Source organism: Corynebacterium sp. ACRPE (assembly GCF_022347435.1).
In the GTDB taxonomy this organism is placed as follows: Bacteria; Actinomycetota; Actinomycetes; order Mycobacteriales; family Mycobacteriaceae; genus Corynebacterium; species Corynebacterium tuberculostearicum_D.
This window is the reverse complement of the sequence record NZ_JAKRNA010000001.1, coordinates 76,554-91,504: the sequence shown is the minus strand read 5'-3', so window position 1 is coordinate 91,504 and position 14,951 is coordinate 76,554. Positions and strand designations below refer to the sequence as shown.

The window sequence follows — 14,951 nt, the reverse complement described above, 5'->3', positions numbered from 1 at the left end:
CGCTTACCAGCGACCGTTCGTGGTCACATTTGATGCCCACCGTGAGCGCGAAGGGCGGGTTTGTGTATTCGTCCATCCCTCGCGCTCACGGAGGCGGCGATTTCGCGCTTGCTGCGGCTCTCAGTGAGCGCGAAGGGAGGGGAGGCGGAGACTTCTCCCTTGGCGGTCACCGGCGGAAGTGGAGGACTAGCCGAGCGGCTGCCGGTGAGCGCGAAGGGCGGTGTGGGGAGGGAACGCAGGAACCTCGCGCAGCTCCGCACGGGTGTCGTAGTCGCGTTCGGCGCCGGTGCCGGGAATCTCGATGAAGTTGGCGCCACGGATGAGGCGGCGGACGGAGACGTTCCGAGTCGTAGGAAGGGATTCGAGCTGAGAGTGGAGCGCGGGAGCGCGCCAGAGGGAACACAGCGGCTGGAGGTATCCGTCGGCGGCACGGGTGAGGACGGCATCGGCCGAGGAGGAGACGAGGGCCGAGTGCAGGCGGGGAAGCAGTAGCGGCGAATCGGGGGCATCCACGGCGAAGAGGGCGAGCTCGGAGCAGTGGGATAATGCCTGGGCGCCGGCCGCGATGCCGGCGACGGGACCACCGTAGAGCGGTGACTCGCACACCTGGGGCAGGCCGAGGCGATGCGGGGAGACGGCCACGGTCGGCGTGCCGTAGGGAAGCTGGGCGAGCAGGCGGTCGATAAACCGCGTGCCGTGGACAAAAAGGGAGGCCTTATCGGTGCCGCCCATGCGCCTGCCGTGGCCGCCGGCGAGGATGACCGCGCCGAGCATTAGGACTCCGGGAGGGTGCGGGACCAGTCCCCGGAGCGGCCGCCGGATTTCGCCACGATTCCGCAGCGGCGGATAAACGCGGAGCGGTCCACGCCCTTGACCATGTCGATAATGGCGAGCGCGGAAACGTTCACGGCCGTCAGCGCCTCCATTTCCACGCCGGTGCGGTCGGCGGTGCGGACGGTAGCGGAGATGGACACGTGGTCGTCGGCAAGCGTGAGTTCGACTGCGCAGCCGTGCACGCCGATGGTGTGTGCCAAGGGAAGTAGCTCGGGGACCTTCTTGGCGGCCGAAATTCCAGCAATGCGGGCTACCGCGAGGACATCGCCCTTGGGCACGGTGCCATCGCGCAGGGCGGCCATGACCTCGGGGGAACAGGCGACCTCGCCCTCAGCGGTGGCGGTGCGCACGGTGGGCTGCTTCTCGGTGACGTCGACCATGTAGGCGGCGCCGTCAGAGTTCAGGTGGGTAAATTCCATGGTTGCTCCTTAATACAGATAAACGGTGATGTCCTTGCCCATGGCCGGTGGCTCGGAGTCTATGAGGCAAAAGCCATTGGTGCCGGCCAGCGACACCACGCGGTGGCTGCCGTGGGGCAGGTGCGAGGTGATGGCGGGCGCTGCCTGAAAGTCTACGGTGACGGGAACAATGGTCGGCCGGCCGCGGGAGGCGGGAAGGGGAGACTCCACTCGAGCGTGCAGGTTGACCCGCTGGCGTGGCGCGGGGTGACCGGACAGTGCGGCGATAAGTGGCCGGGCATAAAGCTGGAAATCGACGAAGGCTGCCACGGGATTGCCGGGCAAGCACAGCACCGGGGTGTCATTCCACAGGGAGTAGCCCTGCGGGGCACCCGGGCGCTGGTCGACGTGCCCGAACCACGCGGAATCCGTGCGCCCGAGTACGGTGTGCACGACGTCGAAGGCGCCGGCTGATACGCCACCGGACGTGATAATGAGGTCGTGGGACGGTGACAACTGATCGAGCGCAGCGGACAGCTCGGCGGAGTTGTCGCCCACGTGCACGTGCGTATCTGCGCCGGAGAGGGCAGCGAGCATTGGGCCATTGGAATCCGGTAGTTGGCCGGGGGCGAGCTCTACTGGGGAAGAGACGAGTTCTTCGCCGGAGGAGATGACCGCGATGCGTGGGCGCCGGTAGGCCGTAACGGTATATACGCCGGAGGAGGTGAGGGCGGCGATGACGGCGGCGTCGATAAGCGTGCCGGCGGTGGCGACTGGCGCGCCGGGCTGGATATCCTCGCCGGCGGGGCGGATATGCGATTTGGTGGGGGCCTCCGTGATGGTGACCTCGTGAGGAAGTGCTACCGGGCCGGACGGGGTGGTGGTGTTTTCCACGGGAACGACGAGCATTCCTGCGGTATCGGCCACGGGGGCACCGGTCATGATGCGAACGGCGTGGCCGGCGGGCACAGCGATGGGAGCCGCGCCGGCCGGTACATCGCCGGCGACGGGGAGGGTCCATGGCGCGGAGGAGGAAATATCCGCGGCATGGACGAGGAAGCCATCCATCGCCGAATTGGCATGGGGCGGCACGGGGAAGCGCGCGGTGGCGTCGGCGGCGAGGACGCGGCCGATGAGGGAGGCGTCGACGGGCGCGGACTCGGCCGGCGGCGTGGAAGCCAGCGCGAGTACGGCATCGAGGTGCGCGGAGATGCTGCGGGGCGTGGACATAAGACTCAGGTTAGCCGCCGATGGCGGACATCGGACGGTCCGGTTGGAGAAAGTCCTCGTCGTCGATGCCGTGACCGGGCTTTTTGGTCCACATTTCCCCGGCCCAAGCCTCCATGATGTCCTCATCGCTCGCGCCGGAGCGCAGCAGGTCTCGCAGTGGGGTTTCGGAATTGCCAAAGAGGCAATTGCGGATGGCGCCATCGGTAGTAAGGCGGGTGCGGTCGCAATCGCCGCAGAAGGGGTGGGTGACCGAGGCAATGATGCCTAGCGTGCCGCGCGTGCCATCCGGAGCGCTGACCTCCCACAGAGCGGCGGGGGCGGAACCGCGAGGTTCGCGTGCCGGCGCCATGGAAAAGTGGGTGCGCAGGCGGGCGAGAATGTCTTCGGCCGTGACCATGTCCTCGCGGCGCCACTGCTCGCGGGGCCCGAGCGGCATCTGCTCGATGAAGCGGAGCTGGGCGCCGTGGTGGACGGCATAGTCCGCCAGTGGAACGATGTCTTCTTCGTTGACCCCGGGCATGACCACGGCGTTGATCTTGATGGGATGCAGGCCCGCGGCATCCGCGGCGGCGATGGCCTGCAACACGCGGTCGAGCCGGTCGCGGCGGGTGAGTGCGGCGTAGCGCTCGCGGTCGATGGTGTCGAGCGAGATATTGATGCGGTCGAGCCCGGCCGCGGCGAGGGCGCCGGCGCGCTTTTCTAGGCCAAGCCCGTTGGTGGTCAGCGCGGTGGATGGGGAGCGGCCTTGGTCGGTGCGCAGCTGTTTGGTCGCGGCAATAATTTTCTCCAGCGACTTGCGCAGCAGTGGTTCGCCGCCGGTAAAGCGCACTTGGCGGATGCCCAGCTTGCCGACGCCTATCCGGATCAGCCGGATGGTTTCCTCATCGCTCAAGGTTTGCTCAGTGGGCATCCACTCCAAGCCTTCGGCCGGCATGCAATAGGTGCAGCGCAGGTTGCAGCGATCCGTGAGCGAGACGCGCAGGTCGCGGGCTTGGCGTCCATAGCGATCCAGCAATGCGCGCGTGCCATCAGCGGCCGGTGCAGGCAGATCCGCCGGCGGTTTCACTCGGCCCACGGTAGGCAGGGGCAGGGAAACCACGGGCTGCTGGGAGGAAGAGGTCATTGGTGCCAGTCTAAGAGAGGGGACGAGGTACACCAAGCTGCAACGGCGACTGACGCGAATTTATTCCTAGTTTTCCCGGCTTAAATCGGCGGCGTTGGTGGCATCGAGGCGCTGGGATTCGCCTGGGCCCTTGAGTCGGATGATGTTGTACTCGCCCTCTGCCAGGTGGGCGCGCAAATCTTTCTTATCGAACTTGCCCACGGATGTCTTATCGATGGACTTCACAAAGGTCCAATACTCCGGCAGCATCCAGCTCGGCAGTTCCTTGCGCATGCTGGCGCGCAGGCGCTCCGCGGTCTCGATGGTGGGTGAGGCGCCCTCGGCCAATACTGTGACGGCGAGTGGGCGCTCGACCCACTGCTTATCGGGGTAGCCAATCACGGCGGCCTCGACGACAAGCTCGTCAGACATGATGAGGTTTTCTAGCTGCACGGAATAGATCCATTCGCCGCCGGAGCGAATGACATCGCGGGCGCGGTCCTCCACGGTAAGGAAGCCGTCCTTGGTAACTGAGCCGACGTCGCCAGTGCGCAGCCAGCCATCGGCGGTGAACTTATCCTCCGCGGCCTCGACTTGCTTGCCGCGGAATTCGGAGGCGATTTCGCCCGGCTCAGCGGTGGGCGAGTGGTAGTAGGAACCGGTGACCAGGTTGCCGCGCACCTGCAGCTCGCCGGCATTGCGGTCGGTGCGGGCGACGACTTGCCCATCATTGACCACGCGGTATTCCAGCGAGGCGGGGATGCGACCTTGGGATACGCGGTAGGCCCAGCGGGTATCGCCGGAGGCACCCTGGGGCGGGCGGGCAACGCTGCCCACGGTGGAGGTTTCCACCATGCCCCACACGTGGACCACATCGACGCCGTAGCGCTCCTCCCACATCTTGATCAGCGTCGGCGGGACGGGGGAGCCGCCGGCGTAAATCTCGGTGAGTGTCATGCGCTCTGGTGGATGATGCATGTAGTGGACAAAGAGCTGAATCCAGATGGTGGGCACGCCGTGTGCCACGCGCGGAGAAGTAGCGGCGATGGCCTTGGCAAGGGTGGGGGCGGACACGTCGGCGTCGGGAAGCACCAGCGGGGTGCCCGTCATGAAGCAGGTGAAGGGAACGCCCCAGCTGAGCACGTGGCAGATAGGAATGCAGCACAGGAAGGTCTCGCCGTGGGTAATACACAGCGAGTCCGAGGAACGCAGCTGCATGGCCTCCAAATAGAGAGACCGGTGCGAATACAGCACTCCCTTGGGAGCGCCCGTGGTGCCCGTGGAATAGCACAGCGCCGCGGCCGTGCGCTCATCTAGTTCGGGCCAGTCATAGACGGTTGAGCGGCCGTCGATAAGAGCCTCATAGGAATACACCTCAACCCCGCGGGGGAAAAGGTGGGCAAACTGCTGCGCTGGTTGGGCGCCGGTGATGATGACGCTTCCCACGGAGTTGGTGCCCACGAGCACCTTGCCTAGCTGCTGCGCCAGGCGGGGATCGCACACGATGGCGGAGATTTCCGCATGGTTAATAATGTGGCGAATCTGGTCATTCATCAGCTGTTTATTCAGCGGGGCAAAAATCGCGCCCTTGCAGGCGGTGCCGAACATTACCTCCAAGTGTTCGGCGCAATTCCACATAAAGCTGCCCACGCGCTCATCGCTGGTGATACCCAATTCATCGTGAATGGCGTGGGCGAACGCGGCGGCGCGGGCGGCGATATCGCGGAAGGTAACTTCCTCGGCCGGATCGAATTCCGAGCCGGTGCCCTCACCGTGCCAGGTGGTAACCGTGGTGTCCCCGTGTACTGAGGCACCGTATTCCAAAATGCGGGTCAGGGAGAGGGGGATATCCATCATCGTGGAAAGCATGCCTCTACTGTAGCGGTGTCATGGTGCGGGCGTTGCGCCCTATGCGTTATACTTGTTCGCGACTGGTAGGAAACCGGAAAGTTTTAGCTCCCCTTTCCTATGCATTCGGGCCCAGAGAAGTATTTTTGCCCGCAGTCGTTTCTTGATTTCTTCCGGTTCGCGCACTAGCTGTGCGAAGTCTCCTCGAGGACACGGAAGAGGCCTCATACTTATTGCCCGGCAGGACGCACATGCGCCTTGGCACGAGGGCGAGAAGTCCTAGAAAAATACACATTGGCTTCCAGTGCAACGCCGCGAGCATAGGCTGCGGCGGCTCCCGCATAATCGGACCTGGTCAAGCAACGAAAGGATATCCGTGAGCGAAACGGACAACACCGCAGCACAGGATCTTGCATCCCTGAAGCTGCCGGAATTGCGCAAAATGGCCGCAGAGCGCGGCCTACGTGGTGTCTCTGCCCTGCGCAAGGGGGATCTCATCACCGCCATCAAGACCGGACAGGTTCCGCCTAAGGCGAAGGCCAAGGTGGAAAAGGCCGCTCAGGTAGAAAAGGCGGACAAGGCAGATAAGCCGCGCAATAAGGCGCAGGATGAAGCGCCGCATAAGGCGGAAAAGCAGGAAGAATCCAGCGAGAAGAAGGATAATCGCCAGCAGGGCTCTGGCGAGGAGCAGCGCTATGAGTCGCGCTCCCAGGCCCGCCGCGCTCGCCGCAACCGCGCCCGCCGCCAAGAGCGTCAGGAGCGCCAGGAACGCCAAGAGCGCGAAGAGCGCAACCGCAACGAGGAGCAGGGCGGCACTAAAGACAACCGCGACAATAACTCCCAGGACGGCTCCGATAATCAGGGCGAGAAGAATGACCGCGGCGATAATAAGCAGCGCGGCAACCGCCATGAGGACAACAATCACCACGAGCGCGGCAATCGCCGTGGGCGCCGCAACCGCCGCAACCGCCGCGGCCGCGGAAATAACAATGACAATAACGGCGGCAACGATTTGCAGGTCCGCGAGGGCGATGAGCTGCAGGCCGTAGGCGGCATCTTGGACGTCGTAGACAATAATGTCGCCTTCCTGCGCACCACGGGCTACCGTGCCGCGGCTTCCGACGTCTTCGTGAACAACGGCATCGTCCGACGCCTGGGCCTGCGCTCTGGTGACGCCATCACCGGACAGGTCAAGGTCTCCGGCCCGACGCATACGCACGGCAATGGCCGCAACCGCCGCAAGTACAACCAGCTGGTACAGGTCGATACCGTCAACGGCATCGATCCGGAAGGCGCAAAGCAGCGCCCGCACTTTAATAAGCTCACCCCGCTGTACCCGAATAAGCGCCTCCGTTTGGAAACGGATCCGAAGATCCTCACCACCCGCGTCATTGACCTCATCATGCCGATTGGTAAGGGTCAGCGCGCGCTTATCGTCTCCCCGCCAAAGGCCGGTAAGACGACGATTTTGCAGAATATCGCTAATGCGATTTCTACCAATAACCCGGAGTGCTACCTCATGGTCGTCCTCGTAGACGAGCGCCCTGAGGAAGTTACGGACATGCAGCGCTCCGTCAACGGTGAGGTTATTGCCTCCACCTTTGACCGCCCGCCATCAGAGCACACCTCCGTGGCGGAGCTGGCTATCGAGCGCGCCAAGCGCCTGGTGGAGCAGGGCAAGGACGTCGTTGTTCTGCTGGACTCCATCACCCGCCTGGGCCGCGCTTATAACAATTCCTCCCCGGCTTCTGGCCGCATTCTTTCCGGCGGTGTGGACTCCAATGCGCTCTACCCGCCAAAGCGCTTCCTGGGTGCCGCCCGCAATATAGAAGAGGGTGGTTCGCTGACGATTATCGCCACCGCCATGGTGGAGACCGGCTCTACCGGCGATACCGTCATCTTCGAGGAGTTCAAGGGCACGGGCAACGCCGAGCTGAAGCTGGATCGTGGCATCTCTGAGCGCCGCGTCTTCCCGGCCGTGGACGTCAACCCGTCCGGCACCCGTAAGGACGAGCTGCTGCTCGTTCCAGAGGAGGCACGCATCATGACCAAGCTGCGTCGCATCCTCTCCGCCCTGGATTCCCACCAGGCCATTGACCTGCTCATTAAGCAGCTGAAGAAGACCCGCTCCAACGGCGAGTTCTTGATGCAGGTGGCCTCCTCGGCCCCGATGGCTGCGGATAAGGATGAAGAAGATTATGTCTAATCAGGTTTCACTCGTTGATGACATCGTGTCCGAGTACCAGGGCATTGAGATGCAGATGGCCGATCCGGAAGTAGCCGGCGACCAGAAGCAATTCCGCAAGCTCTCCAAGCGCTACGCGGAGCTGCGCCCCATCATCATGGTCAATGATGAGCTGACCCAGGCGCGCGAGGATCTCGCTGATGCCAAGGAGATGGCCTACGAGGATCATGACTTCCAGGAAGAAGCGGACCGGCTAGAAAAGTCCGTGGAGAACTTGGAAGAAAAGCTCGCTGATCTGCTCGCGCCGCGTGATGAGCAGGATTCCGAGGACATCATTATGGAAATCAAGGCCGGCGCGGGCGGCGAAGAAGCAGCCCTCTTTGCCGGCGACTTGGCCCGCATGTATGAGCGCTATGCGGATAAGACGGGCTTTAATTGGGAGGTCTTGGGCCTCAATGAGTCCGATTTGGGCGGGGTGAAGGATATGACGATTTCCTTCCGCTCCAAGTCCCCGTCGCGCGATGGTGCATGGTCCGTATTCAAGTTTGAGGGCGGCGTGCACCGCGTACAGCGCGTTCCGGTCACTGAGTCCCAGGGCCGCATCCAGACCTCTGCCGCCGGCGTGCTGGTCTACCCGGAGCCGGAAGAGGTCGAGTCCGTCAATATCGATGACAAGGATATTCGCGTCGACGTCTACCGCTCTTCCGGTAAGGGCGGTCAGGGCGTGAACACCACCGACTCCGCGGTGCGTATTACCCACCTGCCCACCGGGCTCATCGTGACCTGTCAGAAGGAGCGTTCCCAGATTCAGAATAAGGCGCGTGCGCTGCAGGTTCTGCAGGCCCGTCTGGATCAAATGGAGCGCGAGGCCCGCGAGGCTGAGGCCGGCGAGCAGCGCGCCTCCCAGGTGCGCACCATGGACCGTTCCGAGCGCATCCGCACCTATAACTGGCCGGAAAACCGCATCACGGATCACCGCATTGGTTACAAGGCCAATAACTTGGACTCCGTGCTGAACGGTGACATGCATGACCTTATTAAGGCTCTGCAGGACCAAGAGCGCGCCGAGCGCCTCGAAGCCGAGGGTTAAACCAGCGTGGAAAACACGTATGGACAGGCGCTGCGCCGCGGGGTGCAGCGCCTTCGTGCTGCCGGGGTAGCCAGCCCTGAATGGGATGCACGCATCATGGCCGCGCGCCTCATCCACTGCGGCCACATGGATATCCCGCTCGATCAGTCTCCTATGCCCGGCTTCGACGTGGCTTTTGCTGAGCTGCTGCGCCGCCGGGAGGCCCGCGAGCCTTTGCAGTACGTACTAGGCAGCGCCTGGTTCGGCCCGCTGGAGCTCAAGGTGGGCCCAGGCGTGTTTATCCCGCGGCCGGAAACCGAGGTGATGGCGGACTGGGCTGTGCGCAACGCAGATGGCCCGCGGCTGGTAGATCTGTGCACCGGCACGGGCGCGCTAGCGCTCTACCTGCACCACTATCTACCGGAGGCGCAAGTGAAGGCAGTGGAGCTTGCCGACGCCGCCCTCGCCTACACCCAAGCCAATGCCCGTAACACCGGGGTAGAGGTCATCCAGGCTGACGCCACGGCCGACGATACTTTGGCGGAATGGAATGGGACCGTGGACCTACTCGTGACCAACCCGCCCTACGTGCCGGAGACCCCGGATCTTGATCCCGAGGTCTATCATGACCCGCATAACGCGGTTTTTGCCGGAGCGGATGGGATGGGGGTCATCACCGGCCTTATCCCGACCATTGCGCGACTTGTGCGCCCGGGCGGCAAGCTAGCCATCGAACACGATGACTCCACGAGCGAGGCCGTCCAAGCCGCATTGGCCCGACACGGCGGCTTTGAACAGATCGCCGCGCTGCAGGACCTGACGGGAACGCCCCGCTTTGCCACTGCGGTGCGCGGGGTAGACTAAGACACCATTGAGGGCAAGAAGGGGAAAAGATTATGCAAGGAAAGATTTTTAACTGCGCCGATGATGCCGAGCGCGAAGAGGGCATGAACATTGCGGTCAAGGCTGCGCAATCTGGCCGCCTTGTGGTCATGCCCACCGATACGCTCTACGGACTCGGCTGCGATGCCTTTGATAATGATGCCGTAGCCAACCTCTTGGCCACCAAGCAGCGTGGCCCGGATATGCCGGTGCCGGTTTTGGTGGGTTCCTGGGATACCGTTCGCGGTCTGGTCGCTTCCTATACGGATACCGCGCGTGACTTGGTGGAGGCCTTCTGGCCCGGTGGCCTGTCCATCGTCGTCCCGCAAGCGCCGTCCCTGCCGTGGAACCTCGGCGATACCCGCGGCACCGTGATGCTGCGCATGCCTTTGCATCCCATCGCCATCGAGTTGCTGCGCGAGGTTGGCCCCATGGCAGTCTCCTCCGCCAATATTTCTGGCCATCAGCCACCAACCACGGCGCTTATGGCCAAGCAGCAGCTAGGTAAAGCCGTGACGGTTTACTTGGATGGGGGAGAGACGGCCGTCGGCAAGCCCTCGACCATCATTGACCTCTCCGGTGAGCGCCCATACCTCCTGCGCGAAGGCGCGCTTTCGGCCGAGGAAATCGGCGAGGTTATCGGCGTCGACGCGCAGACCCTGCGCACCCGCCCACAGGCTTAAGGGGGAATTCGCGTGAGCGGCAGTGGTGTCCCGCTGCGCGAGCTGGCCCTCGTCATCCTCGTTGCAGCAGCATTTACGTATCTCACCACCGGTGTGGTGCGCTCCTTTTTGGTGCGCACCGGCCGGGTGGCGGAGATTCGCCTGCGCGACGCCCACACGCAGCCCACCCCGCGCATGGGTGGGGTAGCCATGTTTACCGGCTTCGCGGCGGCGATATTCCTCGCGGCCCAGCTTCCAGCCTTGACTCGGGGCTTTATGCCCGTCACTCCGGAGATGAATGCGGTGTTGTGGGCGGCCCTGGCGCTCGTGCTTGTCGGAGTGGTCGATGACCTGGTGGAACTCAGTGCCATAGTGAAGCTTTTTGGCCAGCTCTTCGCGGCCACCTTGATGAGCGGGCTGGGGCTTACCTGGACGCTGCTTTTCATCCCCTTTGGCGGCGGCACCACGGTCGTCCTGGACCAATTGCAAAGCACCCTGCTTACCGCATTCTTTACCGTTCTGCTGATCAATGCCATCAACTTTGTCGACGGACTCGATGGCCTAGCGGCAGGCCTTGGCATGATTGCGGGCGGGGCAATTCTGGTCTTTTCCTTGACCGTTCTCCATGACCAGGGCGGTGCAGTCTCGGCCTACCCACCGGCCATCATCAGCGCTGCCTTGGTGGGAATGTGCGCTGGATTCTTGCCGCATAACTTCGAACCGTCGCGCATCTTCATGGGCGATTCTGGCTCGATGCTTATTGGTCTCTTGCTCGCTGCGGCCTCGACTTCCGCGTCTGGCAAGATCAACATGTCGCTTTACGGCACGGTGGACATTGTCGCCTTGATGTCGCCCATCATCGTGGTGGCCGCAGCGGTGTTTATTCCAGTCCTAGACCTTGTCTGGGCCGTCATTCGCCGTCTGTCCCAGGGCCGCTCACCGTTTTCTGCGGATAAGGCGCACATCCATCACCGCCTACTCTCGCTCGGCCATACCCACCGCCGGACCGTGCTGGTTCTTTACCTGTGGGTCTCCGCCGTAGCCTTCGGCGCGGTGTCCTTTTCCATCGTGCCCGCGCCGGTGGCCATTGGCGTCACCATCGTTGCCTTGCTCCTCGCGTTCGCGGCGACCCTCGTGCCTTTGCGCCAAGGAAAGATTGGGCCTGCCGCGCGAGAGACCGTCGTGGTGAAGGAATCTGAGCCCTCGTGAGGTAGGGTGTGTAGCCGTGAGTGAAGCACAAGCGACTACGCAACCCTCGGAATTTGATGACCACCGCCGTCCCATGCAAAGGGCGGTCAAGCTGGGTGGTCTTGCCCTGCTGGTTATTACGGTGGTCTCCTTAGCCGTCTGGGGCGGTATCAGTGGTCTCCCCGGCATTTGGGGAGTCCTGGTCGGTGCCGCTATCGGTGGCGGCTTCGTCTTGTTCACCGCCTTGTCGGTATTGCTAACCGCCAATACCACTCCTGCCAACACCATGGCCGTGGTGCTGGGCGGTTGGCTGCTCAAGGTCATCGTCTTGGTCATGGTGCTTCTCGTAATCCGAGATATGGATTTCTATGACACCATGGCGCTGTTCGTAACCGTCATGCTGGCACTTTTTGCCACCTTGGGCACGGAGGTGTGGGCAGTAGTTACCTCGCGCGTCACCTACGTCTCGTAGTAGGGAAGAGGCCTCCTAAAGGGCCCACCGCTTTTCTGGAAGGAAAGGTGGTGGGCCCTTTTGCTTTGCGTGCATGCAATCGTTTCTGTTGTGGTTACCCCCGTCAAGGTGGGGAAATAGGCAAGTGTGATGAACTCCACGTAGCAGGATTTAGGCAGAATGTGGCCTTTTTGTTGTGAATTTGTGGCGGAATTGAGCCCGCAGTGGTGAAACTAGGGGCGTTAGTGGCCCCCCACGTGCGAAAACTCTTGATCTAACTGATACGCTTTTCTTCGGGTTACCGCGGGCTAGCACAAAAGCTGGCTTTCGCAGCGGTGAATCCCTGTCTTGCGCACGCTGATGTGCGACGGAGTCCGTGTGTGAGGCAGAGAGTTTGAGACGTCCATCGCACCACACGGCCTTCGACAAGCTGTGTGGCCCGAACACGGGAGAGAACGCTGAGCGTTACAACATTGGCCATGAAGGGTAGCTTCCACGCACCCGAACTGGACCCAGAATTTTTCCCGGGGCACGTAACCGATGATGGCGGAGTCGTTGACCTCTGGTTGAGCGATTTTGCCAACGGTTGGTTCGCTTTGGATCGCATCATGCTCGTTCGCCTTCTGATGGCGGCCGTGCTGGTGCTCCTATTTGTTGTCGCCTTCAGGAACCCCAAGCTGGTTCCTAAAGGAATTCAAAACGTAGGCGAGCATGCGATTGACTTCGTGCGAGTTCAGATCGCAGAAGACATCTTGGGCAAGAAGGAAGGACGTCGCTTCCTTCCACTTTTGGCCTCTATCTTCTTTGCAGTTTTGTTCTGGAACTTCACAACTATTGTGCCGGGCCTGAACATTTCTCCGAACGCCCGTATCGGTATGCCAATCGTCTTGGCCGCTGTCGCGTATATCGCCATGATTTACGCCGGCGCTAAGCGCTATGGCTTTGGCAAGTTCATCAAGTCCTCGGTGGTTATTCCTAACCTGCCGCCGGCCTTGCACATTCTTGTCGTGCCGATTGAGGCTTTCTCTACGTTTGTTATGCGCCCAGTCACCTTGGCTCTTCGTCTTATGGCGAACTTCCTGGCTGGTCACCTCATTTTGGTCCTGTTGTACTCGGCTACGAACTTCTTCTTCTTCCAGTTCAACGCCTGGACCGCAGTGGGTGGCTTGACCCTGGTCGCAGCGGTTCTGTTCACGCTTTACGAGCTTATCGTCATCTTCCTGCAGGCATACATCTTTGCCCTGCTGACGGCGGTATACATCGAATTGTCGTTGCATGCAGATTCGCACTAACAACAACGCGAACCTCGCGGTTAACTAAATACCCCAAAATCAAACCAACACCGCCCCGCAGGACACTCCCGCGGGATATACATTGAAAGGGAACGACTTTCACATGAACGAGATCATCCTGGCTCAGGACGCAGCAACCACCTCCTTCGACGGCCTTCAGTCCCTCGGCTACGGCCTGGCCACCATCGGCCCGGGCCTGGGCATCGGCATCCTCGTTGGCAAGACCGTTGAGGGCATGGCACGCCAGCCTGAGATGGCCGGCCAGCTGCGTACCACCATGTTCCTGGGTATCGCCTTCGTTGAGGCACTGGCCCTCATCGGCCTCGTTGCAGGCTTCCTGTTCTAAAGAACGCTTTACACAAGTAAATCGAACTTTAAGAACGGAGACCCATGAACAACGTCATTTACTACCTTGCAGCAGAAGGAAGTGAGCACCTGCCGTGGGAGAGCGGCAACTCCATCCTCCTGCCCAAGATGTACGACTTAGTCTGGTCAATCATTCCGTTCGCCATCATCTTGCTGATTTTCGCGAAGTTCGTTCTTCCGAAGTACAGCCAGATGCTGCAGGAGCGTGAAGACCGGATCGAGGGCGGCTTGAAGCGTGCCAAGGCCCAGCAGGCCGAGGCTAAGGCTGCTCTGGAAAAGTACAATGCTCAGCTGGCCGACGCCCGTGCAGAGGCAGCCGAGATCCGCGAGCAGGCGCGCGAGCGCGGTAAGCAGATTGAGGCCGAGGCTAAGACCAACGCGGAAGAAGAGTCCCGTCGCATCGTCGCCAATGGCGAGAAGCAGCTGGAGGCTTCCCGCTCGCAGGTTGTTACTGAGCTGCGTTCCGAAATGGGCCAGAACTCCATCAACCTGGCGGAGAAGATTCTGGGCGGCGAGCTTTCCGACGCCTCTAAGAAGTCCTCCACCATTGATGGCTTCTTGTCCGAGCTCGACTCTGTGGCACCGGCCGGAAAGTAGGCAACTATGAAGGCAGCTAGCCGCGAAGCACTCGCAACCTCACAAACCCGCTTGGACGAGATCCTGGCAGGCGATAACAATGTCGCCACCGCTGCACAGGCGGGCCTGGATATCTTCGAGGTTGTCGATGTCTTGGATGCAGACCGCGAGTTGCGCGTCGCATTCACCGATATCGCCGCCCCGAGCGAGGCACGCAAGTCCCTGGCAGAGACCCTGTTCGGCTCCAAGATTTCCGGTGGCGCACTGCGTATCATCCAGGAAGCTGCGGCCGCACAGTGGTCCACCCCGAAGGACTTTGTCAAGGGCTTGGTGTCCCTGGGCCGCCGCGCACTGCTGCGCGGTGCTGAAGCGCAGGGTCAGCTGGGCCAGGTAGAAGACGAGCTCTTCCGCCTGTCCCAGATCCTTGACCGTGAGGGCGAGCTCACCCAGCTGCTTTCCGACCGAACTGCTGATTCCGCCCGCAAGCGCGGATTGCTGGCAAACGTGCTCTACGGCAAGGTCACGATGTTTACTGAGGCCCTCGTGCTTCAGGCCATCTCCCGCCCAGAGCAGAACCCGATCGATGACGTAGCCGCACTGGCCGATACTGCAGCTGACCTGCAGGACCGCACCATTGCGCGCGTTACCGTAGCGGGTGAACTAAACGAAGGCCAGCAAGCAGTACTCGCTGAGAAGCTGGGCAAAATTTATGGTCGTGCGATGTCCATTCACTCTGAGGTTGACACCAGCCTCCTCGGTGGCATGCGCATCCGCGTCGGCGATGAAGTCATTGATGGCTCCACGGCAGGCAAGATTGCCCGCCTGCGTGCCCAGATGGCGTAGCCGAAACGACAGAAACGATTTAAGT

15 protein-coding genes are annotated in these 14,951 nt (G+C 61.9%); 10 read left to right on the top strand and 5 right to left on the bottom strand.

What is annotated here, in order from left to right:
- Nucleotides 1–186: 186 nt before the first annotated feature.
- The 5 genes from MHY13_RS00445 to MHY13_RS00425 form a co-directional block, all read right to left on the bottom strand.
- Nucleotides 187–774, bottom strand: coding sequence for a molybdenum cofactor guanylyltransferase (locus tag MHY13_RS00445; protein ID WP_239279986.1), 588 nt, complete (start codon nucleotides 772–774; stop codon nucleotides 187–189).
- Entirely contained in the window at nucleotides 774–1,253 is a 480-nt protein-coding gene (gene moaC, locus MHY13_RS00440; protein ID WP_239191494.1) for a cyclic pyranopterin monophosphate synthase MoaC, read from the bottom strand. Before moaC ends, MHY13_RS00445 begins: the two co-directional genes overlap by 1 nt.
- 9 nt (nucleotides 1,254–1,262) lie before the next feature.
- Complete coding sequence (locus MHY13_RS00435; RefSeq protein ID WP_239279984.1) at nucleotides 1,263–2,462, bottom strand: molybdopterin molybdotransferase MoeA; 1,200 nt, start codon at nucleotides 2,460–2,462, stop codon at nucleotides 1,263–1,265.
- A 10-nt stretch (nucleotides 2,463–2,472) separates the two neighbouring features.
- Nucleotides 2,473–3,585: a GTP 3',8-cyclase MoaA gene (moaA, locus tag MHY13_RS00430; protein WP_239279982.1), complete on the bottom strand. Its 1,113-nt coding sequence runs from the start codon at nucleotides 3,583–3,585 to the stop codon at nucleotides 2,473–2,475.
- A gap of 66 nt (nucleotides 3,586–3,651) precedes the next feature.
- Nucleotides 3,652–5,433: a long-chain fatty-acid--CoA ligase gene (locus tag MHY13_RS00425; protein WP_239279973.1), complete on the bottom strand. Its 1,782-nt coding sequence runs from the start codon at nucleotides 5,431–5,433 to the stop codon at nucleotides 3,652–3,654.
- Nucleotides 5,434–5,788: 355 nt separating this feature from the next.
- On the opposite strand from MHY13_RS00425, the gene rho reads away from it, so the two are divergent.
- The 10 genes from rho (at nucleotide 5,789) to MHY13_RS00375 (ending at nucleotide 14,926) form a co-directional block, all read left to right on the top strand.
- On the top strand, nucleotides 5,789–7,618 hold the full coding sequence (gene rho / locus MHY13_RS00420; protein ID WP_239279971.1) for a transcription termination factor Rho: 1,830 nt from the start codon (nucleotides 5,789–5,791) through the stop codon (nucleotides 7,616–7,618).
- Nucleotides 7,611–8,687, top strand: coding sequence for a peptide chain release factor 1 (gene prfA, locus MHY13_RS00415; RefSeq protein WP_239228092.1), 1,077 nt, complete (start codon nucleotides 7,611–7,613; stop codon nucleotides 8,685–8,687). Before rho ends, prfA begins: the two co-directional genes overlap by 8 nt.
- A 6-nt stretch (nucleotides 8,688–8,693) precedes the next feature.
- On the top strand, nucleotides 8,694–9,530 hold the full coding sequence (gene prmC, locus MHY13_RS00410; RefSeq protein WP_239279961.1) for a peptide chain release factor N(5)-glutamine methyltransferase: 837 nt from the start codon (nucleotides 8,694–8,696) through the stop codon (nucleotides 9,528–9,530).
- Between the two features lie 32 nt (nucleotides 9,531–9,562).
- Nucleotides 9,563–10,231, top strand: a complete 669-nt coding sequence (locus tag MHY13_RS00405; RefSeq protein ID WP_005327639.1) for an L-threonylcarbamoyladenylate synthase — start codon at nucleotides 9,563–9,565, stop codon at nucleotides 10,229–10,231.
- Between the two features lie 12 nt (nucleotides 10,232–10,243).
- Nucleotides 10,244–11,419, top strand: a complete 1,176-nt coding sequence (locus tag MHY13_RS00400) for a glycosyltransferase family 4 protein (RefSeq protein WP_179386378.1) — start codon at nucleotides 10,244–10,246, stop codon at nucleotides 11,417–11,419.
- Nucleotides 11,420–11,492: 73 nt separating this feature from the next.
- Nucleotides 11,493–11,870, top strand: a complete 378-nt coding sequence (locus MHY13_RS00395) for a hypothetical protein (RefSeq protein ID WP_239280180.1) — start codon at nucleotides 11,493–11,495, stop codon at nucleotides 11,868–11,870.
- 458 nt (nucleotides 11,871–12,328) lie between these two features.
- Nucleotides 12,329–13,141: a F0F1 ATP synthase subunit A gene (gene atpB / locus MHY13_RS00390; protein ID WP_179386380.1), complete on the top strand. Its 813-nt coding sequence runs from the start codon at nucleotides 12,329–12,331 to the stop codon at nucleotides 13,139–13,141.
- Nucleotides 13,142–13,244: 103 nt separating this feature from the next.
- Nucleotides 13,245–13,487, top strand: coding sequence for an ATP synthase F0 subunit C (locus MHY13_RS00385; RefSeq protein ID WP_049361381.1), 243 nt, complete (start codon nucleotides 13,245–13,247; stop codon nucleotides 13,485–13,487).
- Nucleotides 13,488–13,531: 44 nt separating this feature from the next.
- Nucleotides 13,532–14,104, top strand: a complete 573-nt coding sequence (locus tag MHY13_RS00380; protein ID WP_239191484.1) for a F0F1 ATP synthase subunit B — start codon at nucleotides 13,532–13,534, stop codon at nucleotides 14,102–14,104.
- A 6-nt stretch (nucleotides 14,105–14,110) separates the two neighbouring features.
- Entirely contained in the window at nucleotides 14,111–14,926 is an 816-nt protein-coding gene (locus MHY13_RS00375) for a F0F1 ATP synthase subunit delta (RefSeq protein WP_239279959.1), read from the top strand.
- The last annotated feature ends 25 nt before the right edge of the window (nucleotides 14,927–14,951 follow it).

Excerpts from the sequence above, each read along its gene's own strand:
- MHY13_RS00445 (WP_239279986.1), bottom strand. The coding sequence starts at position 774 with ATGCTCGGCGCGGTCATCCTCGCCGGCGGCCACGGCAGGCGCATGGGC.
- moaC (WP_239191494.1), bottom strand. The coding sequence starts at position 1,253 with ATGGAATTTACCCACCTGAACTCTGACGGCGCCGCCTACATGGTCGAC.
- MHY13_RS00435 (WP_239279984.1), bottom strand. The coding sequence starts at position 2,462 with ATGTCCACGCCCCGCAGCATCTCCGCGCACCTCGATGCCGTACTCGCG.
- moaA (WP_239279982.1), bottom strand. The coding sequence starts at position 3,585 with ATGACCTCTTCCTCCCAGCAGCCCGTGGTTTCCCTGCCCCTGCCTACC.
- MHY13_RS00425 (WP_239279973.1), bottom strand. The coding sequence starts at position 5,433 with ATGCTTTCCACGATGATGGATATCCCCCTCTCCCTGACCCGCATTTTG.
- prfA (WP_239228092.1), top strand. The coding sequence starts at position 7,611 with ATGTCTAATCAGGTTTCACTCGTTGATGACATCGTGTCCGAGTACCAG.
- MHY13_RS00405 (WP_005327639.1), top strand. The coding sequence starts at position 9,563 with ATGCAAGGAAAGATTTTTAACTGCGCCGATGATGCCGAGCGCGAAGAG.
- MHY13_RS00395 (WP_239280180.1), top strand. The coding sequence starts at position 11,493 with ATGCAAAGGGCGGTCAAGCTGGGTGGTCTTGCCCTGCTGGTTATTACG.
- atpB (WP_179386380.1), top strand. The coding sequence starts at position 12,329 with ATGAAGGGTAGCTTCCACGCACCCGAACTGGACCCAGAATTTTTCCCG.
- MHY13_RS00385 (WP_049361381.1), top strand. The coding sequence starts at position 13,245 with ATGAACGAGATCATCCTGGCTCAGGACGCAGCAACCACCTCCTTCGAC.
- MHY13_RS00380 (WP_239191484.1), top strand. The coding sequence starts at position 13,532 with ATGAACAACGTCATTTACTACCTTGCAGCAGAAGGAAGTGAGCACCTG.
- MHY13_RS00375 (WP_239279959.1), top strand. The coding sequence starts at position 14,111 with ATGAAGGCAGCTAGCCGCGAAGCACTCGCAACCTCACAAACCCGCTTG.